The following is a 25,395-nucleotide window of genomic DNA, read 5'->3' as shown; positions in this document are numbered from 1 at the left end:
TGGTAAAAATAATAAACTCGTTTTTAACCGCCTAATCAAAACGAAACAATAAGACCTAAATTATCATTTATATAATCTTTAAAATACTTTTTTGATACCAATTACTAAAATTAAACATCTTTTCGATGATAAAAACGAATATGAAAGGTAAAATCAGCAAGAAATAATTATGAGATTGAATGATAAAAAAACTACAAAACACTAAAAATCTAATATGTTCTAAATACGGTACCCATCTTTTTTGTTCTAATTGTGCACCAATATTTATTAATGTAATCAAGACAAATATAACGAAGAAACCTTTGGTTAAATTATCAAATTGATCAAAATAATATGTTAGAATACTCATCGCGACAAACGATAAAATCAATTGTAAATTAATATAACCTTTGTATTTGAAATGATAACTATTCCCTTTATTCTTAGACACCCATTTCTTTTCAATAATTGGTCTTATTTCCTGATCCATCACTGCTGGACTACCAAAATATATCGTCAATTTTTCTTTAATGGAGGATTTTCTTCGAGCAGCTTCATACAACTCTAAATAATAATGAAAATGTTGCCACAAAAAACTGTAACTATTGATAGGATGCGTCAATCCATATCTTGGTTTTTCTTCTTCTTTCTGAAAAGTACCAAATAATATGTCCCAAAAAACAAATACATCTCCATAATTTTTGTCCAAATATTTTTCGTCAGAAGCATGATGAACACCATGAAGAGAAGGTGTTATAAAAATATATTCAAGCCATTTTTGTTTCTCCAAAATCTGCGTATGCGTAAAAAAAGAATACACGCCATGAACCACCAAAATCGTCATCACTAAATTTGGATGAAAACCAATAAAAGGCAAAATACACCAAAAAATATTGCGAACAATTGCTTGCAAAGTTGTTATACGTACCGCCACCGTAAAATTAAATTCTTCGGATTGATGATGCACAATATGGGCTCCCCAAAAAATATTGACTTCATGTCCCAAACGATGATACCAATACCAAACAAAATCTGTCGCTAAAAGCATCACAACCCAAATCCACCAAGCATTTGAAATATCTAAAAGACGATAATTTTCGTAAATCCAAACATACAAATTGTAAAAACTTACCGTAATAAAAAGATTCAATAATCGTTCTGCAATTCCTATTGAAATATTAGAAACCGAACTTTCATACTTATAAATATTCTTTAATTTTTTCTTTTTAACAACTACATATTCAAGCCATAAAAAAGAAAAAAAGCTGGTAAAGCAAAAGCTAAATACTCGGGATGATTCATTTTTAAGCACTTAAAAATTGTTGATATGTTGATTAAAAAGTAATGGCTGTTCCATCATCGGCACATGACCACAATCATCGCTATAAGCTAATTTTGCATTAGGTAAATGTGCAAAAAACTCTTCAGCAACATTTGGCGGTGTCACAATATCTTGTTTTCCCCAAACCAATAAAACTGGCTGATCTATTTTATGTAAAAGATGTTTCAAATTTTGTCGCTTTGCATCTCGCGCAATTTAAATTATAGTCAAAGCTTGTGTAGGCGTATTAGCGGCCGAAAAAACATCATCAACCAACTCTTTTGTTACAACATTTTTTGTTTCAAAAACTTCTTCTACCTTATTTTTGATATACTCGTAATCTCGCACACGCACAAAAGAAGCCTGCAAATTGCTTTCATACAAACCTGAACTTCCAGCTAAAATCAATTTATCAACCAAATTTGGATGTGCCAACGCATACAGCAATACAACATGACCGCCCAAAGAATTTCCAATTAATATTGGATTTTCAATTTTATTAGATTGAATATAATTTTCTAGAAATTGAACTAAATTTTGAAGTGAATTTCTTTTGAAATGTGTAGAAAATAAAGGAAATGTTGGCGTATAAACATTATAATTTATTTCAATATTCTTGATAACATTTCCCCAATTACTAAGGCTTCCAAATAAGCCATGAAGTAAAATAACATCTTTATTTTTCGAATATTTCATATCGCATTTATTCTTGGTTATCGAACAAATGTAAATAAAATATTTTTTAAACTCTATTATTTAGATAGACTTTATAAGTGATATATAATTCCAGACGAATGGTCTTTGCTCGCTCCTGTTACAGATGCCAAACAATTTATTTCGTTATAAACACGACGATAACCAAGGAATGCAAATATTAAGGCTTCTTTAAAATCGATTAAATTATCAGTTGGAATAATGATTTCAACAGTTGATAATTCTCCTAAACGATTGATAAAAAATGTATTTCGAACTCCTCCTCCAGTTATCAACACGTTGTTGATATCATATAAAGCAAAGGTATTTTTAATTTGAATTACGAAATGCTCCACACAACTTCTCAGCTTATCTTCGATAGAAATATCGTACTTATCAACAATTGTTAAAAACTCATTCATAACCCATTCAAAACCTAATGATTTTGGGAAAGGTTGATGATAAAAATTCAAAAGATTCAATTCTTCAACTAATGCGATATTAATATGTCCTTGTTCTGCTCGTTCTCCATTTTTATCAAAATCAAAACCGAGTTGTTTTGCATAATGATTCAAGACAATATTAATTGGGCAGATATCAAATGCAATTCGTTTTCCATTTCTATTCATCGAAATGTTAGAAAAACCTCCAAGGTTTAAACATGCATCATAGTTAGAAAATAATAATTCGTCCCCAATCGGAACCAAAGGCGCTCCTTGTCCTCCTAAAATAACGTCTTGTGTTCTGAAATCGCACACCACTTTTTGTTGACAACGCGACGCAATTGCTAAACCATTTCCTATTTGCAAAGTGAATGATTTCTGCGGTTGATGAAAAATAGTTTGCCCGTGAGATGCAACAAAATCTACTTTTCTAATCTTATTTTTATGAATAAATTCTTTTACTTGTTCTCCAAGAAAATAACCAAACTCTACATCCAATTGACATAAATCCATAGCCGAATATTGAAAAGCTTCTGTTAGTTTTGTTCGCCAATCGGATGAATAATCTATAGTTTCAGCATGTAAAATTTCGAAAAGTTGGTTATCATCAAATCGGACATAGCAAATATCCAAACCATCTAACGAAGTTCCAGACATCAAACCAATGCAAAAAGTAGGGTTTTTCATGCTGTAAATTTAATGAGAGAAATTGATAGTTTATTGGTTTAGAAATTAGAAATTTTAAAAAACTAAGAAACTATCTTTCATTTTTTCCTTGATGAAAATAGTAAATTTTCTATTCTTATTTGGATGCGATACTGAAACAAGTTCAGCAAGACAAGATGATTATGGTTAAAGAATACAGAAATTTAGAAAATTTAACCTATATCATAAACTCAAAACTTAGTACTTATTACTCATAACTCAAGATGCGTTAGGGATAGTAGTGGAAATCCTTTGCGTGGAACGAAGCGATAGCGGAGTTGCAAAGCAAAGATTGCAACGGATAGCCCGCCCGAAGGGAACGCCCAAATCAGAAAACAAATTGTTTTGCTAATTCTTAGGTTATTGCGAATATATCAGTTAGAAATTCTGATGATAAAAGCTTATATTTGAAACACAATTAATACAAACAAAACATGGCACAAGATGTAATCTTCGATTTAATTGAAGAAGAAAAAGAAAGACAACTGAATGGAATTGAATTAATCGCGTCAGAAAACTTTGTTTCGGACAACGTAATGCGCGCGATGGGTTCTGTTTTAACAAATAAATATGCAGAAGGTTATCCTGGAAAGCGCTACTACGGTGGTTGCGAAGTTGTAGACGAAGTAGAAACTATTGCAATTGATCGTTTGAAAGCGTTGTTTAATGCAGAATATGCAAACGTGCAACCTCACTCAGGTTCTCAGGCGAATGCGGCTGTTTACTTAGCGTGTTTGAAACCCGGAGACAAGATCTTAGGATTCGATTTATCGCACGGAGGTCACTTAACTCACGGTTCTCCTGTTAATTTTTCTGGGTTAACTTACCAAACTTCTTTCTATGGAGTAGATAAAGAGACAGGGAGAATTGACTACGAAGCTATGGCAGAAACTGCTCGTAAAGAGAAGCCTCAAATGATAATTTGTGGTGCTTCGGCTTACTCAAGAGATATAGATTATGCTAAATTTCGTGAGGTAGCTGATGAAGTTGGCGCTTTGTTATTGGCTGATATCTCACATCCTGCTGGGTTAATTGCCCGCGGAATCTTAAATGATCCTATGCCTCATTGTCATATCGTAACGACGACAACTCATAAGACTTTACGTGGTCCTCGTGGTGGAGTTATTATGATGGGGAAAGATTTTGAGAACCCTTGGGGAGCAAAAACTCCTAAAGGTGAAGTGAAAATGATGTCTCAAATCTTGAACGGAGCAGTGTTCCCTGGTACACAAGGTGGACCTTTGGAGCATGTAATTGCATCTAAAGCGGTTGCTTTTGAAGAGGCTTTATCTGACGGTTATATGGACTATATTGTACAAGTTGTGAAGAATGCAAAAGCATTGGCTGCGGCATTAGTTGCAAAAGGATACGACATTGTTTCTGGAGGTACAGATAATCACTGTATGTTAATCGATTTACGTAACAAAGGTATTTCTGGTAAACAAGCAGAAAACGCTTTAGTTTTAGCAGAAATCACTTGTAATAAAAACATGGTTCCTTTCGATGATAAATCTCCTTTCGTTACATCGGGGATTCGTTTGGGTACGGCAGCTGTAACAACTCGTGGGTTGGTTGAAGCAGATATGCAAACTGTTGCTGACTTGATTGACGAGGTATTAATGAACATTGATAACGAAGAAATCATTGATGGAGTTGCAGATCGTGTAAACGAGTTTATGTCTTCTCGCCCATTATTTCAAATGAAATAAATAGAAACATAGTTTCGATTATAACAATAGAAAAGTCCTGAGCATTGCTTAGGACTTTTTGTTTGATGTAAAACGTCGGGACGTTTTGATGAAAACCTCCTTAGCTTTTAGATAAAATCACTTGACGTTTTTATTGAAATGTCTTGAGGAAATAATTTATTCCTTTTTAATTTACAACAAGATTAAACTAATAGGAATTCTAATTAGATAAGTAATTATCTAAATTGTTATACTGAGTGAAGCGATAGAGAAGCTGAAATATCTGTAATCAATATTTATTGAATGACTATTAAACAATAATAGTTTTAATTATTTTATTTTGAATGATAAATATAATTGTTGGAATTTATTAAAAGTTTTATGACTTGTTTATAATCTAAAATAAACATCATAAAAAAAGCAACTTCGAGATGAAGTTGCTTTTCTATTTAAAATAAGATAAGTCTTTGTTTTTACGCATTCAATGCTTCTGCACCACCAACGATTTCTAAGATCTCGTTTGTAATAGCAGCTTGACGAGCTTTGTTGTATTGAATTTTCAATCCTTTTTGTAACTCGCTTGCGTTGTCTGTTGCTTTATGCATTGCAGTCATACGCGCACCGTGCTCAGAAGCGTTAGCATCTAATACGGCTTTGAATAATTGCGTTTTCAACGTTTGAGGGATTAAGTCTCTTAAAATTTCTTCTTTCGAAGGGTTGAAGATATAATCTAACTCTGCTGAATTGTTTGCTTCTTCTTCAGTTTTCTCTAAAACGACTGGTAAAAATTGTTCGTCTTGTACAATTTGAACAGCTGCATTTTGAAATTGATTGTAGATAATTCTGATTTGATCAAAGTCACCTGCAGTAAATTTCTCTACTAAATCGTCTGCAATTTCAGCTACATCTGCAAAATTTAAATTATCCCAAATGCTTGATGCATTTTTATAGATAGTTTGTGTTTTACTAAAAGTATCATTAGCTTTTTTACCAATTGCTAAAATTTCTACGTGCTTACCAACTAATTCGTTAGCTAATAACGCATTTACTTTTTTGATGATGCTTGAGTTGTATCCTCCACATAAACCTCTATTTGAGTTAATAACGACTAAAAGTACTTTATTAACTTCGCGCTCTTCTGTTAATGCACCTCCTACTTCAGCTTCTAAAGTAGAACTTACATTTTGTAAAAGTTCACGTAATTTATCTGCATAAGGACGTAACTGTACGATAGAATCTGTAGCACGTTTTAGTTTTGCAGCAGAAACTAATTTCATAGCACTTGTAATCTGCATTGTAGAACCTACAGAAGTAATACGGTTACGTATATCTTTTAAATTTGGCATAATTCTATTTGAGATGAAGGATTAAAAGGAACTTAGAGATTCGAAAACCTCTAAGTTTCATTTATATTTTATTAGTATTTAGAAGTAGTTTCTGTGATAACTTTCTTCAATACATCCATAATTTCATCAGTCCATTTACCTAAACGGATAGATGTTAAAGTGTCTGCATATTTGTTGCGCATTAACTCAACAAAATCAGCTTGCCACTCTTTCACTTGGTTAACTGGAACATTTTTCAACATACCGTTAGTACCCGCATAAATAACTGCTACTTGTTCTTCTACTGGAATTGGAGCGTTAACACCTTGTTTTAATAACTCAACGTTACGTTCACCTTTACCAATTACGTTCATTGTAGCTGCATCTAAATCAGAACCAAATTTCGCGAAAGCTTCTAACTCACGGTATTGTGCTTGGTCTAATTTTAATGTACCAGATACTTTTTTCATTGGTTTTGTTTGTGCAGAACCACCAACACGAGATACAGAGATACCTACGTTGATCGCTGGACGAACACCTGAGTTGAATAAATCAGACTCTAAGAAGATTTGTCCATCTGTAATCGAAATTACGTTTGTTGGGATATATGCAGAAACGTCACCAGCTTGAGTTTCGATAATTGGTAAAGCAGTTAAAGAACCTCCACCTTTTACGATACCTTTCATAGATTCTGGTAAATCATTCATTTGAGATGCAATTGCATCATCTTTGATTACTTTTGCAGCACGCTCTAATAAACGAGAGTGTAAGTAGAAAACGTCTCCAGGATATGCTTCACGTCCTGGTGGGCGACGTAATAATAAAGACACCTCACGGTATGCAACGGCTTGTTTAGATAAATCATCATAAACAATTAACGCTGGACGACCAGAGTCACGGAAATACTCTCCGATTGCAGCACCTGCCATTGGAGCATATACTTGCATTGGAGCTGGATCAGATGCATTAGCAGCAACTACTACTGTATATTTATCTGCACCGTGGTCTTGTAATGTTTTCATGATTCCTGCTACTGTAGAACCTTTTTGTCCTACTGCAACATAGATACAGAAAACTGTTTCACCTCTATCGTAAAATTCTTTTTGATTTAAGATTGCATCTAAAGCAACAGAAGTTTTACCTGTTTGACGGTCACCAATGATTAACTCACGTTGTCCACGTCCAATTGGAATCATCGAGTCAATAGAAACGATACCTGTTTGTAATGGTTCGTTTACTGGTTGACGATAGATAACCCCAGGAGCTTTACGCTCGATAGGCATTTCATATAATTGTCCTTCGATTGGTCCTTTACCATCGATAGGATTTCCTAACATATCTACAACACGTCCTAACATTCCTTCACCTACGTTAATAGATGCAATTTTGTTTGTACGTTTTACAGTGTCACCTTCTTTAATACCTTTTGAAGGTCCGAAAAGTACAATACCTACGTTGTCTTCTTCAAGGTTTTGTACCATTCCTTCTAACCCGTTTGAGAATTCTACTAATTCTCCGTATTGAGCATTGTCTAACCCGTAAACACGAGCAATACCATCCCCAACAGTTAGAACGGTTCCTACTTCTGCTAATTCAACTGATGAATCAAAGCTTGTAAGTTGTTGTTTTAATATAGCTGAAACTTCAGCTGGATTTATTTCTGGCATTTCTGAAATATTTAAAATTTAGGAATGTATTCGTTTTTTAAAAAATCTTTTTTTAATGTAGCTAACTTAGTTTTGATTGACGAATCAACTTGATTGTTTCCTATTTTTAAAACGAAACCTCCAATTAAAGATGCATCAATTTTGTTCTCTACTTTTACTAGACTATTTGCAGCTAAAGTTTGTTTCGCTTTTGCTACAATATTATCAATTGTATTTTGATCTAATTGCACTGCCGAAGTAATTTCTGCTGTTACAATATTATTTGCTAAATCGTATAATGAAATAAACTGATCTGCAATTTTAGACAAAATATTCTCTCTACCATGTCTTACGACTAACGAAATGAATGTTTGAGAAGTTTTTGATAAAGATTTGAAAATCTCACTCAAAACAGCTTCTTTTTTCTTTGCATCAATCACTGGAGAATTTAAGAAAACTCTTAAATCATCATTCTCTTTAATGACTTTGCGAACATCATTCATTTCAGCATACACTACGTCTGTTTGGTTTGCTTCATTCGCAAACTCCATCAAACCTTTAGCATATCTATGTGCTGCTCTGAATCCTGCCATGATTAATTGAATTTAACTTGATCAATAACATCATTCACTAAAGCTTCTTGTGCAGATTTGTCTGACAATTCTTTAGTTAAGATTTTTTCAGCAATTTCAATTGACAACTGTCCAACTTGATTTTTGATATCAGCCATAGCTGATGCCTTTTCATTTTGGATAGCTGACTTAGCGTTTTCAATTAATTTGTTTGCTTCTACAGTTGCAGAATTTTTCGCCTCGTTGATGATATTTTCTTTCATTTCACGCGCTTCTTTCAAGATAGCATCACGTTCAGCACGAGCTTCTTTCATGATTTTCTCGTTTTGAGCGTTTAATAAAGCCATCTCTTCTTTCGCTTTTTTAGCTGCGTTTAATGCATCCTCGATAGATTGTTCTCTTTCTTTAACTGCAGATAAAATTGGTTTCCAAGCTAATGATCTTAACAATACTAATAAGATGATAAATACGACCGCAGTCCAAAAAATAAGACCAACTGAAGGTGTAATTAAATCCATTGTGTGTATGTATTAAATTTTATTTTTTACTAATTAATTTTTTAATGAATTAGCTTCAACAACCAACCGTTATTGAAGCTAATTTTTAATTCAAATATTATCCGTTACCTAATAACGCAACTACGATACCGAATAAACCTGCACCCTCGATTAAGGCTGCTGCGATAATCATAGCTGTTTGAATTTTTGAAGCCGCTTCTGGTTGTCTAGCGATTCCTTCCATAGCTGATCCACCGATTTTACCGATACCTAAACCAACTCCTAAAACTGCTAAACCAGCTCCGATTGCTGCAATACTTCCTGTCATGATAATTGTATTTAATTATTAAAAAATTATTTTATTGTTTTTTATATTCTATTCTTAATGATGATCGTGTTCTGCTACTGCTGTTCCGATGAATAACGAAACTAACATTGTGAATACGAACGCTTGTAATGCCGCTACTAATAACTCTAAACAGTAGATAAATAACGCTAATGGAATAGATCCACCTGCCATAGCTTCTGTTTGGAAAATAAAGATTAACGAAATTAACGACATAATGATGATGTGACCTGCTGTAATGTTCGCAAATAAACGAATCATTAAGGCGAAAGGTTTTGTAATAATCCCGATTAACTCAATTGGAGCTAAGATTAATTTTACTGGAACTGGTACACCTGGCATCCATAACATATGTCCCCAGTAACCTTTGTTTCCAGAGAAATTAATTACGATTAATGCGATTAATGCTAATACAAATGTAACTGCGATATTACCTGTAACGTTTGCTGCACCTGGTAACAATCCTAATAAATTGTTGATCCAAATGAAGAAAAATAACGTTAATAAATAAGGCATAAATTTTGCATATTTTTTCTCACCAATATTTGGAATTGCTACTTCATCACGAACAAAAATAATAATTGGTTCGATAAATCCTGCAATACCTTTTGGTACCATATTTCCTTTTTTGTAGTTAGATGCAACTGCAGAGAAAACTAAGATTAAAATCACGAAAGAGATTAACATTGATGTTACGTTTTTCGTAATAGAAAAATCTAATGGTTTTTCATTTTCTAAATGAATAGCTCCTTTTTCGTCTACGTGAGGTTTGATTGTACCTTGCGCATCTGTTTTGTAGATTTTTTCGTGGAAGTTGATGTAGTAGTTTCCGTTACTCTCAACAATCGCTTCGTTGTGGTGAAATTTAGAAGACATAAAAACCTGTAAACCATTATCCCATAAAATAACAGGTAATGCAACTCCTACACTTTTTTCTCCTTCTCCCCATAAATGCCAATCGTGCGCATCTGCAATATGGTGCATGATACCTGGCACTGGGTTAAATGTAGATTCGCCAGATTTCACTTTAGCAGCTTCCTCTTGACTTTTTACTTGCTCACTTTTAATTAACTCCTCAAACGTTTTTGGAAGACTTTCGTGCGGAACCGCTGTAGAGGCGAATCCGAAATTGAAAAGTAATAAAAACGCTAATAACGCTGAAAATTTCATGTATAATTCCTTTGTTTCTAAATTGCGTGCAAAATTATAGTAAATTAACCACTTACCAAAGTCAAATGCTAAAAATCATTAAACTTTTTTTAACTTTAAATTAATTAAGCGAATAAACACTAAAACTTCGGCTAGCAAAATTACAAAATAACTTATAATTAATTGCACAACATTTGATTTAATTTGTTCATTCACAACAATCAATGCTAATACAATTGCCATCTTCGCAATCATCCCTCCCATAAAGGCAAAACCAACATATTCTGGAAATTTTATCTTCACAAAACATCCAACTTGCAAAATCATTAACGTAATTAAACCAATTATTAAATACATTTTTGGAACAATTAGCGGATTTTCGCTAAAATTATAATGCGCAACAATTGCGTAATGAATACCACAAAAAATTGCAACCATTGCAATAAAAGAAAGTGCTAAAAGAATAAATTTCTTAATCATTAAAATTATTTTTTTGGTAATTGCTTCAACATCAAATATAATCCTGCAAAAACTCCCAGCAAAGATAAGCCAGCCGTCCATAATGGCTTGTCTGTTTCCATTTTTTTATCCAAAAAAGTTCCTAACCAAGCAAATAACGCAATCGTTACCGCCATCTGTATTCCCATCGCAGAAAACTTTAAATATTGATTTACACCTTCGGACTTTCGTTCTTCTTTCATAAGTTTTATGTAATTTTGCAAAAAATTATTTCGTGGTAAAGATAGGAAACATAGAATTACCAGACTTCCCTTTATTGCTTGCACCAATGGAAGATGTGAGTGATCCGCCATTTCGTCGCCTATGCAAAATGCATGGTGCAGACTTGATGTATACAGAGTTTATTTCTTCTGAAGGATTGATTCGTGATGCAATAAAAAGTCGTCAAAAATTAGATATTTTTGATTACGAACGTCCAATTGGTATTCAGATTTTTGGTGGAGATGAAGAGGCAATGGCGATGTCAGCTAAAATTGTTGAAACTGTTCAACCAGATATTGTTGATATTAACTTTGGATGTCCCGTAAAAAAAGTGGTTTGTAAAGGTGCAGGAGCTGGTGTTTTAAAAGATATAGATTTGATGGTACGTTTAACAAAGTCTGTTGTTGAAAGTACGCATTTACCAGTTACTGTAAAAACGCGTTTGGGTTGGGATTCTGACTCGATTAACATTTATGAAGTTGCCGAACGTTTGCAAGAAACAGGTATCAAAGCATTGTCAATTCATGGACGTACGCGTACGCAGATGTATAAAGGACAAGCAAATTGGGAACCGATTGCAAAAGTAAAAGCGAACCCAAATATTGAGATTCCAATTTTTGGAAATGGAGATATTGATTNNTTGATTCTCCACAAAAAGCGATCGAATACAAAGAAAAATACGGTGTAGATGGTGTAATGATTGGTCGTGCGGCGATTGGTTATCCTTGGATTTTCGAGCAAATTAAACATTATCGAGAAACAGGTGAATTGTTACCAGAACCAACAATTGTAGAACGAATGGAAGCGGCTAAAAATCACTTAAATTGGGCGATTGATTGGAAAGGAGAACGAACTGGAATTTTGGAAACGCGTATGCATTATACCAATTATTTCAAAGGAATTCCGAATTTCAAACCTTATCGTACAAAATTAGTCATACAAGATAATCTTGTTGATTTGATGCAAACTTTCGAAGAAATCGAAAAAGAATTTATTCCAACATTAGAAGAAATTTAATCGTTAGAAATAATTCATTAATATAAAAAAATCCACCAAAAAAACTTGGTGGATTTTTCATTTAAACTTGAGACTATAATTAATTACAATTATCTACAAGCAACACTTCTTCTGGATTCAGCGTATCATATTTCATCAATACAACTTCGTCCACATCTGCTCTAGATCGTAAAGTAACTTCATAAACTTCATCATTTACAGGATATTGTATCGTTGCTTTCGGGCGTTTAAATGTTCCGCTAGTTTCCACAACAACACCTTCTACGCATTTCCCTGTTTTAGCCAATTGATCTTCTAATTGACTTTTCGAATATTGACTAAATCCGAATGCTGCAAGACCTAAAATTGCGATGACGATATAAAAATATTTTTTCATAGAATTAAAATTTAATGTTTCGTATTAGTTTTGTTTGAAACAAATTTAGATTCAATTCTATCGTTATAAAATCCCTATTATTAGCTAATTTTTAGTTTCGTGTTTGGTTTTCAGTGCATAAAGTGCAAAAGTTCCCAACCAATGACTTCCCATATAATCATCGTTCGAAATATTATTGAACGAGTAATTGAAATGATGATTTGCCCAATCATTCAAATAATTTAACTCTGGTAATTTTGCAGAAATTTGATACAAAGCCGTTGCACGACTAAAATTTAAACCATCCAAATGTACCAATTGCCCATCCGTACGATCTGAAACAATTCCAGGTTTTAGCTCATGTTTTTTGTCAAACAATTGTGGTAAAAATGATTTCAACCATTTTTTATATTCATCATGCGGATGAATTTTAGACATCAACAAAGCTTCTTCCAAACAAGCCGAAAGAAAATCTGATCCACTTGGTTCGAAAGCAATATTGCAACTTTTATCTTTTAAATAAAGACGATTTGCATTATCAGTAATCACTTTTTCGAATGTTTTATCATTCACAGAACGTGCATAATCTATCGCTAAACTCAAACCAAAAGCCGTATTATCATGCGTTCCTGTACGAATTGGATAAACTAATTTCGGCAGATATTCTTTGTATCTAACAATAATCAAATCACTCAAAGGTTTCAGATTTTTTGCCCAAATTTGCGCATCTTTATCTTGCCAATTATTCAATTCCATTTGCAATTGTAACAACCAAGCCCAACCATAAGTACGCTCGAAACTCTTGTTGTTTTTATCATTGAAAAAAGCCATTTCGACCGCAACATTTTCTGCTGTAATCAATTGATTTAACTCATTTCTAACCTGATTATTTTGATCCAATTCAGGAAAATCTTTCATCAATTTCACAATCGACCAAAATCCATGAACAGACGAATGCCAATCAAAACAACCATAAAAAATTGGACGCAATTGCTTTGGCGTTTTCAAATCCTGATCACTTCCCAAAACATTTCCTAGTTTATTCGGATACTCAACTTTGATACAATGTGTTGGTAATTCAAATATTTTTTTGGCTTGATCTAATTGTAATTCTTGCGCAAATGCAGTTGTCGTCAATAAAGTTGTTAAATAGAGTAATTTTTTCATCAAAATGTTTTTACCAAATTACTAATTTTTATTCGAGTCCAAGAATTTTTTCAATTCTTCTTTTGCTTGTAAACTTTCAGGAAAATTTTTCACATTTTGCTCAAAAAACTGTTTTGCTAAATCATTTTTCTTTTGTTTTACCAGATAATTTGCAACATTGTTGATATACGTTTCTGTTGGTTGAAAAGAATAATTCAACTTTCTAGAAATCGATTCAAACGAATCTTTTACCAAATTTGGTTGATTCGGAATCTCTTTAATATTCACACGATAACCATCAAACTGCCAACGTAAATAATCAATCGAGCCAATCATCGGAACCGAACCATGTTCTTCGTCAACATATTGTTTGTAATGATAATTCAACGATTTATTCTTCGAAAATTTCAAACGTTCGTCCACCTTTTTTATGCTTTGATAATGATCGCGTAAATGATTTGTATTTTGACCTTCTCCGACTTGCGTAATCATCAAAAATCGATTCTCGAAAGAATGATTTTCTAAGTTTTGATAAAGATTCAATAATTCTTTGTCATTAAACCAAATACTTGGATCGTGCGCAACATATCCATTGAAAGTTTTGGGGTGATTGTACAAGGTTTTCAACGCAAAATAGCCACCCAAAGAATGTCCAATTAACAAACGAAAATCATTCACACGATAATTTTTCTGCATAAAAGGAAACAATTCAGTTTGAATAAAATTGAGGAAATTAACATCATTCACATGTGTAAAATCTTTTGTTCGATCACCATTTTTATTTGTAATTCCAACAATAATCGATTCGGGCATTTCCGGATAAAAACCAGATTGAAATTTAGAAACTACGCCTGTTAAAAATGTAAAATTAGATTCGGCATCTAACACATAAATCACTGGATAATTTACTTTTTGAAGTTTATTATTGGTATACGACTCGGGAAGATTCACCCAAATTTCTCGTTCAGTATTTAAGATTTTAGAATTTATTTTTTGGATTTCACCAATTGTTAATTTCTCTTGCGAAAAACCGATTTGCGAGAAAATCAAACAAAATAAAAGTAGGATTTTTTTCATGTATAAAATTTTTCTAAAAATAGTTATTTAGAATTATTCTACACAAATGATTTTGGACAGAAAAAACGACCTCATCATGAAGTCGTTTTTCTGTATAATTTGTATTTTTTTAACTAAAAATATTCCATTTCAAGCCAAGTTGAAATTTGAAATCTCGGTACGGAACATTTGGTGCTGCAAAATAATCAGGTTGTTTTGTAAACGACGCATTGATATGCTCACCACGAATGTAAAAACGCATATTACGAACCTTGAAATTGATAAAAACATCCAAAATAGGATAACCACCAATCTCTTGTATACTTGCTGGATCTTGCAATGCAAATTCGTTCAGAATTGGGATGTAACGCAAACCATTGTATTTCGTAAAATATGTTGCATTAATACCAGCTTGTAATTGAGCATTCTTATTGAATAATTCTCCTTGCCAATACAATGTTTCACGAATCAAGAAATCTGGTAAAGGCATATATTCTTCGTTTTTCGTTACTTTTTGATATTGTGCTGTCGAAACTAAATTAATCTTTCCGAAACGTAAATGATTTTCACCTTTTATCTTGAAATAATTAATATTATCTGTCAATTGTTTATAAACCAACAATTCGTTTAAATATACTTTATTGTCAATATTATAAATTGAGGCTTCTAAGGTTGTGTTAACTTTATCTAACTTTAACTTTGCAAAAAGATTTTGAATATTTTCGGTTTCAAATTTATTAACGTAGTTAAAATTATTAAAGAAACTTTGATTGTAAACTGCATTCAACGAAGGAAGTTTTGACTGAATAACCGCTCCAGCACTCAATGTATAACCTTCTATCGGCGTCACATCTAAAACCGCATCTACATTGTAAACACTTTTGTAATTATCAGATTGCAGATATTCAACATTTCCGTAAAGTTTTAATTTTTCATTCCAATCAAAATCCACTTTTCCAACAACTCCAAAAAGATTTTCCTCTATTTGCTTTGGAACTGCAACAATCGTCATGGCTTGATCAGCAAAAACGCGCAAATTCTGGAATTTAACACCAGCCTCTATTTTCACACGATCTGTCCACTGAAAACCAGCAGTTGTCGTATTGGATAAATCTGTAAAACTCTTTTTACTTCTATAATCCATTCCTGTAATAATCGGTGTAGAATATAAAGTTCCGTTTGGTGACGTATCCTCGTAGCGATATTTTTGTTTTTCATACGAAAATTTATTCTTCAATTCAATTGGATTATAAAAAGTCGAATCTTTTTCATTCATTTTTTTTAAGATTCCGTACGAAGCATTCAATTCAATTCGACGTGCATCAAATTCAGATTTTGCTGTCTGCGAATTCACGGGAATATTACGAACATTTGTCATTCTGCGATCATCTTGCAAAATAAAATCGTTGATATCTTCTATTCCACCGTTCTCATTATTTTTCAGATTTTGTGCTGCATAGTTCCACCACAATTTGAAACGTTCCGATTTTGTTTTATAATTTGATGAAAAAACAAAGGTATTATTCTGCGCTTTTTCATGACGATAACGACCTTCAGAAATTAATCCACGATAATGAAACGTATAATTGAATTGCTTGTTGAAATTATGCGAAAATGTTGAAGACAAAAAGTTACCTTCTTTAACACCATTCTCGTAAATAAACTCGGTATATGGCGTTTTGACATCATAATATTTGATATCATTTGCATAATAATAATTGTATTTTTTACCAGTTGGTAACATCGACGGATTGAATGGCGTATTTTGATACTCCAAATCCACCACTACACCACCAACATTCGGAAAAAATAATTTTCCGAACGCATCATTGCGAATAAAATTTTGATTATAATAGTTTTTGATACTTAATGTCGTATCTAATACTTCTGGTTTTCTACCATTTGTCCAAAACTTATAATCGTCGATTTTGGTTTTATAATATGTAACCGAATCATTTGTTGATGATCCTTTTAATGGTTTTAAAACTTTTATCGAATCCTCTTGAGCCTGCGCTACAATAGCTCCTAATAAAAATAAACCAATGATTGTTTTTTTCATCCTGTTGAATAAATCCTTACAAAAGTAATCTAAAATTGAGAGATACAAAAAAACCCACTTATTTCTAAGTGGGCAAATGTTATAAAAATGTTTAATTCGTTAGTTTATTTCCATAAAGGATGTTGAGACATATTTGGATTTCTTGTTCTCTCATCCAATGCTACAGGTAATACCCATAACTTGTTAGACGGTTCTAAAGTACAATTTAAACAATTTGTTTTACGATTAAATCCTAATTTATTTCTTTTTAGATCAAAGAAACGATGACCTTCACCAATAAATTCTTTTTGTTTATCCAATAAAATAGCTGTTAAGGCATCTCCTGAATATGCTGAAGCACCACGTTCTGCAGCATGTTCATTTAATAAAGTTAAAGCAGCTATTGACTCCCCTTTCTTAGCTAAAGCTTCCATAACTATATATTTTGCTTCTGTATATCTGAATACTTTTACATTCATCATATAGTTTCCTTCAGATGAGTTTCTTGGCCATTTTCTTAGCCAAACTCCTTTGTTAGGTTCGTCCGACGCAGGAGTTCCAGCTGTATTAAACAACGTCTTTCTTACATCTCCATCATCATATAAATCAAAAACCCATTTCCTCGCAAGTAAACTTCTCTGATTCCCTGAATTTGAATAAAAAGAACCTAAATGAGTATTAACACCTAAATTATATTGATTTGTTTGCTCTACCTCAAATATTGTTTCTGGTTGTTGTTCAGATACTGCGATATCAGGTGTAGAAAAATATGCTAATAGCTTATTTCCAGCAATAGGAGCTTGAACAGCTAATACTTCATTTGCTAAAGCTATAGCTTTGTCATAATCTCCCGAAGCTCCTCTTGTTAAATAAACCTTAGATAAAAGAAACTTTCCAACTATAGGAGAAAAGAATGTCTTTTTACCTTGTCTATAATTAGGATCCATTTCATTGATTCCTTCTGTAAAATCTTTAATAATTTGATCATACACCTGACCAACTGATGATCTTGGAGAAGCCAAATTTGGATCAAAAGGGCCTATATTTAATGGAACTCCATAGGCTTCATATTGTGTATCAGAAGAAGAATAATATTGTAAAAGTGTAAAATATGATGCTGCTCTTAATAATTTAGCCTCTCCTTTTAAACTTTTTACTCTATCCGTTTTTGGTAAATTTTCTTCATTTATAACAATATTTGCCATAATGATTGCATCATAAGCTTCATTCCAAATACCAAAACCTGTGTCAGGAAACCAATTTAATCCTTGTTGAGTTAAAAAATATCCATTATTGGTATTACTTACAAAAACATTATCAGATACAATATCGTTAAAGACTAATACACCACTACCATACATACTACCTCCTCCATAATATTTATATATAGAATTAGTTGTATATTCTAGTTTATTCTCACTTTCTATATTACCATTAAAAACATCCCCTATAACAGGTTCTAATTCTAAATCATCTTTATCACAACTTTGTAGAAAAAGAAAACCGAAAGAAAGCATTGCTATTTTTAATATATTTTTATTTTTCATTTTTTTTCATTTAAATGATTAGAAATCTAATACTATACCTAAAGAAATACTTTTAAATATAGGTGCTGTATTATCATACAATCCTTTACCTCTCCAACCGGCAGCAGCATTTGAGTTTGATTCTGGATCAAATGTCAAATCTTTATCAAATACATAAGTCCATAGGTTAACACCTTTCACATAAACTGTTAAGTTATCTAATCCTGTCTGTTGTTTAAATTTATCACCAAAAGAATAAGCTAACTTAGCTTCTTTAAGTCTTATGTGATCACCATCAAACATCCATCGAGAAGAAGGAGCTTCCGTTCCGTTTGCTTGATTTGCGACCTGTTTAGGATTAGATGCATTTCTATTGTCTTCTGTCCAGCTATTATATAATGCGTCTGATATTTGAGTTGTACTCATACTAGAACCATCTGATAATGTATAGTTTTGCCAACGATTGTGTACTGCGTACTCAAATTGTCCTGTAAAGAATAAAGAAAGTGAAAGTCCTTTAAAAGAAAACTCATTTTTCAAACCTGCTAAATATTTAGGGAATGCTGATTTTCCCATAAATACCCTTTCTGCCTCTGTTCTTTTATATACAATTTCAGATTTTGTTCCGTCTTTCCACCATCCACCTCTACCAGTTTCAGGATCAACTCCAGCCCATAAAAATGTATAATACTCACCTACTTCATGTCCTTCTTTTAGTACACGCATACTGTTAGAAGTTCCATCTAACTCGTAGTAATCTGAGTCTTCAAATAACTTTTCTAATCTATTCTTATTATAAGAGAAGTTTCCATAAATATTCCATTTAAAATCTTTATTTATTGGATTTGCGTTAACCGTAAGTTCAACTCCTTTATTAGATATTTTACCAACATTTGTGAATCTTCCTGATGGCTCTGGATTAGAAGAAGGAATCAATCCAGCAGAATATATTGCTTCTACGGAATTTCTCTGATAAACATCAACTGTAAAGTTTAAAGCATTTTTCAAAATACCGAAATCTAGCCCAACATTCCATTGTTTTGATATTTCCCACTGTAAATCAGGATCTCCAACTGTTCCTATCTGGTTAGTTGGATCTGCTCCATATTGACCTACTGACATCACAGAATATGCATTATATTGAGGACCCCATGAATCTGCATACGGAATATTACCAATTTCACCATAATTAGCTCTTAAAGTAAAATTTGATAAAAAGCTATCTCTTAAAAAGCTTTCTTTTGTTGCATTCCAAGATCCTCCAACAGACCAAAATGTTCCAGATTTATCATTCAATCCCAAAGTAGAATTAGAATCTCTACGTAGTTGTCCTGACAATGTATATTTACCATCAAAAATATAATTTACCCTAGAAAAGTATGAAATCTGTTTCCACTGATAAACAAACTCCTCTGTTCCAACCGTTTCCTGATTTGCATAATTAAAATATGGGCGAGGCTCTGAGAATTGAGTTCCAGATGTATATAATTGATCATATTTATGCTCTTGATATTCCATCCCAACATAAACTTGCAAATCATGTTTGTCTGCAAATTTATTTCGATAAGACACAGAGTTTTGCCAGTTCCAGTCCCATGCAAAAGTTTTTGTTGCTTGCAATGCACCTTCATTTGCAAGACCATCACCTACAGAAGGATCCCACCACGCTCTCTCATTCAAAGTTTGATACTGAGTTCCAAACAATGAAAAGAAATAGAAATTTTTTGCAAATTGATATTCAGCATTTAAAGAAGCTAAATAAGTGGAGATATCTCCTGTTGTAAAATCTTTTTCTAAAATCCCCAACGGATTAAAATTTTCATTTCCAGGAATTGATTGATTTAAAGAACCGTCTGAGTTATATACAGGAGCTGTAGGAACAAGATTCCAACGTGCATTCCATGGATTTCTAAAAGATCCACCATCATAATATGTTACTCTATCAACATGTGTATAATTAACATTAAGTCCTAATGTTAATTTATCTTCTATCTTATGATCAATAGCAGCATTAATAGATATTCTATCAAAATTTGTATTTAAAATTAGCGGTTTATTATTGTAATAAGATCCACCTATTCTAAATGAAGTATTTTCACCTCCTCCTGCTGCTGCGAAATTATAAGTTCTGACAGTAGATTGACTTCTTGTTATAACATCTGTCCAGTCAGTATCTGTTACTCCGTCATAATTTAAAAAATTATTAGTAAAATAATTTTTGGCTTCAGCTAATGAAGAATAGTTACCTGTGTTAAAATTGGCAAGAGCTCCCCATTCTATATATTCACTAGCATTCATCCAACGTTGCTTATCGTAAGCAATATTCTGGATTGCCATATCAGTTGCAAAATTAAATCTAGTTTTCTGATTATAGCGACCTTTCTTTGTTGTAATTACAATTACTCCATTTGCTCCTCGAGCCCCATACAAAGCTGTAGCAGAAGCGTCTTTCAAAACAGATACCGATTCAATAGAATTTGGATCGATAGAAGCTAAAGGATTCCACGACTCCATTAAACCTGCATTATCTGATCCTTTACCTACAACAACTCCATCAATTACATACAATGGGTTTGGAGTCCCTACCAAGGAACCTACACCACGAATCGTAATAAGATTGGCAGACCCTGGATCTCCTGAATTTGTAGAAAACACTAATCCAGCTACACGGCCATTTAATACCTCATCAATAGAAGAAGTAGGAGCTAATTCAAAATCTTCTTTTTTAACAATATCATAGGCTCCAATCTTTTGAGCAGCATCCATTTTAATACCCCCTACTAGAGTTACCGTACCTAACTCAATATTCTCTGATGCTTTGGAAATAAATTTAATATCACCTAGGGTTGTAGAAGTAACTTTAACAATTTTTTCTTCTCCACTAGAATCAATAATTTTTAATGTATCACCAACTTTTGCATCTACATTGAAGTTTCCGTTTCCATCAGTAAAAACCGAAGTTCCTGTTCTTGTAACAATAACCTCAGCTTCTTCCATTGGAAAACCATTTGAGTCTTTTAAAACTCCTTTTACTTGGGCATAAGCTAAACCTCCCATCAAAAACATTGATAGAATACCCAAAGAAGTAAACCTTCTCCTCATATTATGTTAATTTTTAGTGCTAATTATAACAAATATGATAAATAAATACTTATAATGCAAATATTTTGTTAAATTTTATTTAAACAAAACAAAAAAACCACTTATTTCTAAGTGGCTTAATTATAATACTATATTAATTTTAACTTATTTTAAAAACTAAAAGTAGTACCATCAGCGCCGTCTTTTAGTTGGATACCTAATGCACTTAATTGATCACGAATCTGATCTGATAAAGCCCAATTTTTATCCACACGTGCTTGATTACGCATTTCGATTAGCATTTTTACAACACCATCTAATTTATCAGAACTTTCGTTTGCAGCCTCTGTATCTAAACCTAAAACATCATGAACAAAACCATTCATAATCGCCTTTAAGCGCTCTAAATCTTCTGCTGTAATATTCTCGAAACTATCTTTGATTGAATTAATCATTTTCACTGCATCAAACAAATGTGCAATCAATATTGGCGTATTGAAATCATCATCCATTGCTGTGTATAATTTCGTTTCTAACTCATCAATATTAACGGTAGAAATTTTCTTTGGTGTAATTGTTTCTAATGTTTTTAATGCTTCAACCAAACGATTATATCCTTTTTCTGAAGCTAACATTGCATCATTCGAAATATCTAAAACACTGCGATAATGCGCTTGTAAGAAACAAAAACGTACAACAGCAGGATGAAATGGTTTTTCGAAGAAATCATTTTCACCATTCACTAATTGCATTGGCAAAATGTAATTTCCTGTCGATTTACTCATACGCTGACCATTCATCGTCAACATATTGGCATGCATCCAATATTTTACTGGTTCGTGACCGTTAGAACCTTTTGCTTGGGCAATTTCACATTCGTGGTGAGGAAATTTAAGATCCATTCCACCCCCGTGAATATCGAAATAATCGCCAAGATATTTTGTGCTCATCACTGTACATTCTAAGTGCCAACCAGGGAAACCATCTCCCCAAGGTGAAGCCCAACGCATAATGTGAGCAGGCGAAGCATTTTTCCAAAGTGCAAAATCCACAGGATTTTTCTTCTCTCCTTGTCCGTCTAAATCTCTTGTATTATTGATTAATTCTTCGATGTTACGGTTACTCAATTCACCATAATCAAGTCCTTTTTTGTTGTATGCTTCGACATCAAAATAAACTGATCCATTTACTTCGTAAGCAAATCCTAAATCAATTAATTTCTCCGCTAAAGCAATTTGTTCTAAAATATGACCCGTTGCTGTAGGCTCGATTGTTGGAGGTAATAAATTAAATTTCTCTAAAACTTTATGAAAATCAACCGTATATTTCTGTACGATTTCCATTGGTTCTAATTTCTCTAATTTAGATTGTTTTACAAAACGATCATTTTCTACATTTCCGTCATCTGTTAAATGCCCTGCATCAGTAATATTACGAACATAACGAACTTTGTAACCCAAAAATTTTAGGTAACGATAAATCATATCAAATGACATAAACGTACGCACATTCCCAAGATGCACATTACTGTAAACGGTAGGTCCACAAACATACATTCCAACATTATCTTGATTAATTGGTTCGAACGTTTCTTTCTGTCCCGTTAAGGAATTATGTAATTTTAATTGATTTTCTTTTACCATTTTATAGGATTTATATTTTAAACATTAAAAGTAGTTTTCATTCCGATGTACGAAATAAACTCTTTTCTTAATTGCTCATTATCTTTAAATGCTCCACCATATTCGGCAGTTACTGTACTTGATTCGATATCTTTGATTCCGCGCGAATTTACACACAAATGTTTCGCATCGATAATACATGCTACATCGTCTGTACCTAACGCTTCTTGCATTGCTTTCACAATTTGCATTGTCAAACGCTCTTGTACTTGCGGACGTTTTGCATAATATTCTACAATACGATTCATTTTAGACAATCCGATTACTTTCCCTTTCGAGATGTAACCAACATGTGCACGTCCAACGATTGGTAAAAAGTGATGCTCGCAAGTTGAATAAACCACGATATCTTTTTCAACCAACATTTGATTGTAGTTATATTTATTTTCGAAAGTTGACATTCCAGGCTTACGCTCTGGCAATAAACCACCAAAAATCTCTTTTACGAACATTTTCGCAACACGTTTTGGCGTTCCTTTCAAACTATCATCTGTTAAATCTAAGCCTAAAGTTTCCATGATGTTACGGAAATCCGCTTCTATCTTTTCCACTTTTTCTTCAGCAGACAACTCAAAGGCATCAGCTCTCAAAGGCGTTTCTAAGTTTGCTGAAATATGGTCGTCCCCCATTTCGTCATGAAGATGTTTATCACACATTACATAAAAATTTTAGCAAATTTATAAAAGATAGTGTTATAAAACCTTATCAAATCTCAATTTATTACATCTGAAATGATTTCTATCTTTTATCAAATCAATGAAAAGATTATCTTTGAAGTATCACAAATTCGAAAAAATGATCAAGAAAACTTACGGTATCGATTTTCTTTCGTTCGAGGATTACAAAGGAATCAAAGAAGGAAACATCGAAATTGAACTTAATGAAGCGAGTAAACAACAAATCTTAAAATCGCAACAAAACGTTGCTAAAATAGTTGCTTCTGGTCAAACAGTTTATGGAATTAACACTGGTTTTGGACCACTTTGCGACACTAAAATTTCGGAAGAAGAAACGCGTCAACTTCAATATAATTTATTAATCAGTCATGCGGTTGGTGTTGGAAATCCAATCAAGAAAGAAATTTCTAAAACCATGTTAATTGCAAAAGCACATGCTTTATCAAAAGGATATTCTGGTGTGACTTTAGATGTTGTGGAACGAATTTTATTAATGGTCGAAAAAGATATTATTCCGGTCGTTCCTGAAAAAGGATCTGTTGGAGCATCTGGAGATTTAGCGCCATTATCACATTTATTTTTACCATTAATTGGTGAAGGAAAAGTTTGGGATGGCGATACAATTGTTTCNNACAAAAGAAGCTTTGACTAAACATAATTTACAACCTTTACATCTTTCTGCAAAAGAAGGTTTAGGATTAATCAACGGAACACAATTCATTTTATCTCATGCGTTAAATGGCTTAGAAAAATTCGAATATTTATTGAATTTAGCTGACGTTGCGGGTGCTTTATCATTAGAAGCTTACGAAGGTTCTCCCCGTCCATTCGAAGAAGAATTACATCAAGTTCGTCCATTCAAAGGAACTTTATTGGTTGCAGAACGTATGCGAAATTTATTGAAAGGTTCTGAAATTGCTTTCTCTCATGCAGAATGTGGTCGTGTACAAGATCCATATTCATTGCGTTGTATGCCTCAAGTTCATGGTGCATCACGAAATGCATTTTTTCATTTACAAGAATTAGCTGAAATCGAATTAAATTCTGTAACAGATAATCCAATTGTTGTTTCGGACGAAGAAGCCATTTCAGGTGGGAATTTCCACGGACAACCATTAGCAATGGTATTAGATTACGCTACAATTGCTGCTTCTGAATTAGGAAATATTTCGGATCGTCGTCAATATTTATTAATCGAAGGAAAATATGGTTTACCAAAATTATTAACAGAAAGCTCTGGTTTAAATTCTGGTTTCATGATTCCTCAATATACCTCAGCCGCACTTTGTACAGAAAACAAAACATTATGTTTTCCTGCATCGGCAGATAGTATTCCGACTTCTTTGGGACAAGAAGATCATGTTTCGATGGGAAGTATTTCTGGACGAAAATTCAACCAAGTTTTAGACAATGTAGAACGTGTTTTAGCAATCGAATTAATGTATGCTTGTCAAGGTTTAGAATTTAGAAGACCACGTAAAACAAGTGCATTCTTAGAAGAAGTTTTCGCAAAAGTTCGTTCAGTTTGTCCAAAATTAGAAGACGATCGTTTGATTGGAGATGATATCAACAATATTATTGATTTATTACAAACAGATGATTTCAAGAAATTAATTTTAAGTTTCTAAGTTATCCTTGTCATCCAGAGCCTGTCGAAGGATAAGCTATTATAATGTAGATAATTTACTATAATTAGAAAAACTCTTCGACAAGCTATTAGATTTGTATTTAGT

Annotated in this window: 21 protein-coding genes and 2 pseudogenes; 3 read left to right on the top strand and 20 right to left on the bottom strand. The window is 32.9% G+C overall.

Annotated features, from left to right (window positions below):
- Positions 1-67 precede the first annotated feature (67 nt).
- From B4H69_RS04400 to B4H69_RS04385, 4 genes are all read right to left on the bottom strand, one after another.
- Entirely contained in the window at positions 68-1,129 is a 1,062-nt protein-coding gene (locus B4H69_RS04400) for a sterol desaturase family protein (RefSeq protein ID WP_244957975.1), read from the bottom strand.
- A gap of 162 nt (positions 1,130-1,291) precedes the next feature.
- A complete protein-coding gene (locus tag B4H69_RS04395) occupies positions 1,292-1,489 on the bottom strand; it encodes an alpha/beta fold hydrolase (RefSeq protein ID WP_180905265.1) in 198 nt (65 codons plus the stop codon).
- A 27-nt stretch (positions 1,490-1,516) separates the two neighbouring features.
- Positions 1,517-1,996: an alpha/beta fold hydrolase gene (locus B4H69_RS04390; RefSeq protein WP_180905266.1), complete on the bottom strand. Its 480-nt coding sequence runs from the start codon at positions 1,994-1,996 to the stop codon at positions 1,517-1,519.
- Between the two features lie 71 nt (positions 1,997-2,067).
- Positions 2,068-3,123, bottom strand: coding sequence for an anhydro-N-acetylmuramic acid kinase (locus B4H69_RS04385; RefSeq protein ID WP_244957976.1), 1,056 nt, complete (start codon positions 3,121-3,123; stop codon positions 2,068-2,070).
- Between the two features lie 452 nt (positions 3,124-3,575).
- Between B4H69_RS04385 and glyA the strand changes: the two genes are divergently transcribed.
- On the top strand, positions 3,576-4,850 hold the full coding sequence (gene glyA, locus B4H69_RS04380; protein ID WP_135834919.1) for a serine hydroxymethyltransferase: 1,275 nt from the start codon (positions 3,576-3,578) through the stop codon (positions 4,848-4,850).
- A gap of 452 nt (positions 4,851-5,302) precedes the next feature.
- Here the strand turns inward: glyA and atpG are convergent, their stop codons facing one another.
- The 8 genes from atpG to B4H69_RS04340 form a co-directional block, all read right to left on the bottom strand.
- Entirely contained in the window at positions 5,303-6,175 is an 873-nt protein-coding gene (gene atpG, locus B4H69_RS04375; protein WP_180905267.1) for an ATP synthase F1 subunit gamma, read from the bottom strand.
- A gap of 71 nt (positions 6,176-6,246) precedes the next feature.
- Positions 6,247-7,821 (bottom strand): F0F1 ATP synthase subunit alpha, encoded by a 1,575-nt coding sequence (atpA, locus tag B4H69_RS04370; protein WP_038335134.1) that lies wholly within the window; start codon positions 7,819-7,821, stop codon positions 6,247-6,249.
- Positions 7,822-7,832: 11 nt separating this feature from the next.
- The gene (atpH, locus tag B4H69_RS04365) at positions 7,833-8,393 is read right to left on the bottom strand and encodes an ATP synthase F1 subunit delta (RefSeq protein ID WP_180905268.1); all 561 of its coding nucleotides are present in this window, start codon (positions 8,391-8,393) and stop codon (positions 7,833-7,835) included.
- Between the two features lie 2 nt (positions 8,394-8,395).
- On the bottom strand, positions 8,396-8,890 hold the full coding sequence (locus B4H69_RS04360) for a F0F1 ATP synthase subunit B (RefSeq protein ID WP_038335122.1): 495 nt from the start codon (positions 8,888-8,890) through the stop codon (positions 8,396-8,398).
- A 97-nt stretch (positions 8,891-8,987) separates the two neighbouring features.
- A complete protein-coding gene (atpE, locus tag B4H69_RS04355; protein WP_013598300.1) occupies positions 8,988-9,197 on the bottom strand; it encodes an ATP synthase F0 subunit C in 210 nt (69 codons plus the stop codon).
- A gap of 54 nt (positions 9,198-9,251) precedes the next feature.
- Complete coding sequence (atpB, locus tag B4H69_RS04350) at positions 9,252-10,385, bottom strand: F0F1 ATP synthase subunit A (protein WP_180905269.1); 1,134 nt, start codon at positions 10,383-10,385, stop codon at positions 9,252-9,254.
- A gap of 78 nt (positions 10,386-10,463) precedes the next feature.
- Positions 10,464-10,844 carry a hypothetical protein gene (locus B4H69_RS04345; protein WP_180905270.1) on the bottom strand — a complete coding sequence of 127 codons (381 nt, stop codon included), beginning with the start codon at positions 10,842-10,844 and terminating at the stop codon, positions 10,464-10,466.
- 5 nt (positions 10,845-10,849) lie between these two features.
- Complete coding sequence (locus B4H69_RS04340) at positions 10,850-11,065, bottom strand: AtpZ/AtpI family protein (protein ID WP_038335105.1); 216 nt, start codon at positions 11,063-11,065, stop codon at positions 10,850-10,852.
- Positions 11,066-11,097: 32 nt separating this feature from the next.
- Between B4H69_RS04340 and dusB the strand changes: the two are divergent.
- Positions 11,098-12,101 (top strand): annotated as a pseudogene (gene dusB / locus B4H69_RS04335) (tRNA dihydrouridine synthase DusB).
- A 79-nt stretch (positions 12,102-12,180) separates the two neighbouring features.
- Here the strand turns inward: dusB and B4H69_RS04330 are convergent.
- The 8 genes from B4H69_RS04330 to folE form a co-directional block, all read right to left on the bottom strand.
- On the bottom strand, positions 12,181-12,477 hold the full coding sequence (locus B4H69_RS04330; protein ID WP_038335098.1) for a hypothetical protein: 297 nt from the start codon (positions 12,475-12,477) through the stop codon (positions 12,181-12,183).
- A gap of 84 nt (positions 12,478-12,561) precedes the next feature.
- Complete coding sequence (locus B4H69_RS04325) at positions 12,562-13,623, bottom strand: DUF2891 domain-containing protein (protein ID WP_180905272.1); 1,062 nt, start codon at positions 13,621-13,623, stop codon at positions 12,562-12,564.
- Between the two features lie 21 nt (positions 13,624-13,644).
- Positions 13,645-14,679 carry an alpha/beta hydrolase gene (locus B4H69_RS04320; RefSeq protein WP_291092864.1) on the bottom strand — a complete coding sequence of 345 codons (1,035 nt, stop codon included), beginning with the start codon at positions 14,677-14,679 and terminating at the stop codon, positions 13,645-13,647.
- A 109-nt stretch (positions 14,680-14,788) separates the two neighbouring features.
- On the bottom strand, positions 14,789-16,717 hold the full coding sequence (locus tag B4H69_RS04315; RefSeq protein WP_291092861.1) for a putative porin: 1,929 nt from the start codon (positions 16,715-16,717) through the stop codon (positions 14,789-14,791).
- Positions 16,718-16,821: 104 nt separating this feature from the next.
- Positions 16,822-18,243 carry a RagB/SusD family nutrient uptake outer membrane protein gene (locus B4H69_RS04310; protein WP_038335072.1) on the bottom strand — a complete coding sequence of 474 codons (1,422 nt, stop codon included), beginning with the start codon at positions 18,241-18,243 and terminating at the stop codon, positions 16,822-16,824.
- A gap of 18 nt (positions 18,244-18,261) precedes the next feature.
- A complete protein-coding gene (locus B4H69_RS04305) occupies positions 18,262-21,324 on the bottom strand; it encodes a SusC/RagA family TonB-linked outer membrane protein (RefSeq protein ID WP_052217781.1) in 3,063 nt (1,020 codons plus the stop codon).
- Between the two features lie 149 nt (positions 21,325-21,473).
- On the bottom strand, positions 21,474-22,946 hold the full coding sequence (cysS, locus tag B4H69_RS04300) for a cysteine--tRNA ligase (protein ID WP_180905274.1): 1,473 nt from the start codon (positions 22,944-22,946) through the stop codon (positions 21,474-21,476).
- Positions 22,947-22,963: 17 nt separating this feature from the next.
- On the bottom strand, positions 22,964-23,641 hold the full coding sequence (folE, locus tag B4H69_RS04295; RefSeq protein ID WP_114997904.1) for a GTP cyclohydrolase I FolE: 678 nt from the start codon (positions 23,639-23,641) through the stop codon (positions 22,964-22,966).
- Positions 23,642-23,780: 139 nt separating this feature from the next.
- Between folE and hutH the strand changes: the two are divergent.
- Positions 23,781-25,290, top strand: a pseudogene (gene hutH / locus B4H69_RS04290) (histidine ammonia-lyase).
- Positions 25,291-25,395: the final 105 nt, after the last annotated feature.

The organism is Empedobacter sp. UBA6745 (assembly GCF_002453775.1).
Classification (GTDB): domain Bacteria; phylum Bacteroidota; class Bacteroidia; order Flavobacteriales; family Weeksellaceae; genus Empedobacter; species Empedobacter falsenii_C.
Note: the sequence above shows the minus strand (reverse complement) of the source record. Positions and strands in the feature narration are given on the sequence as shown.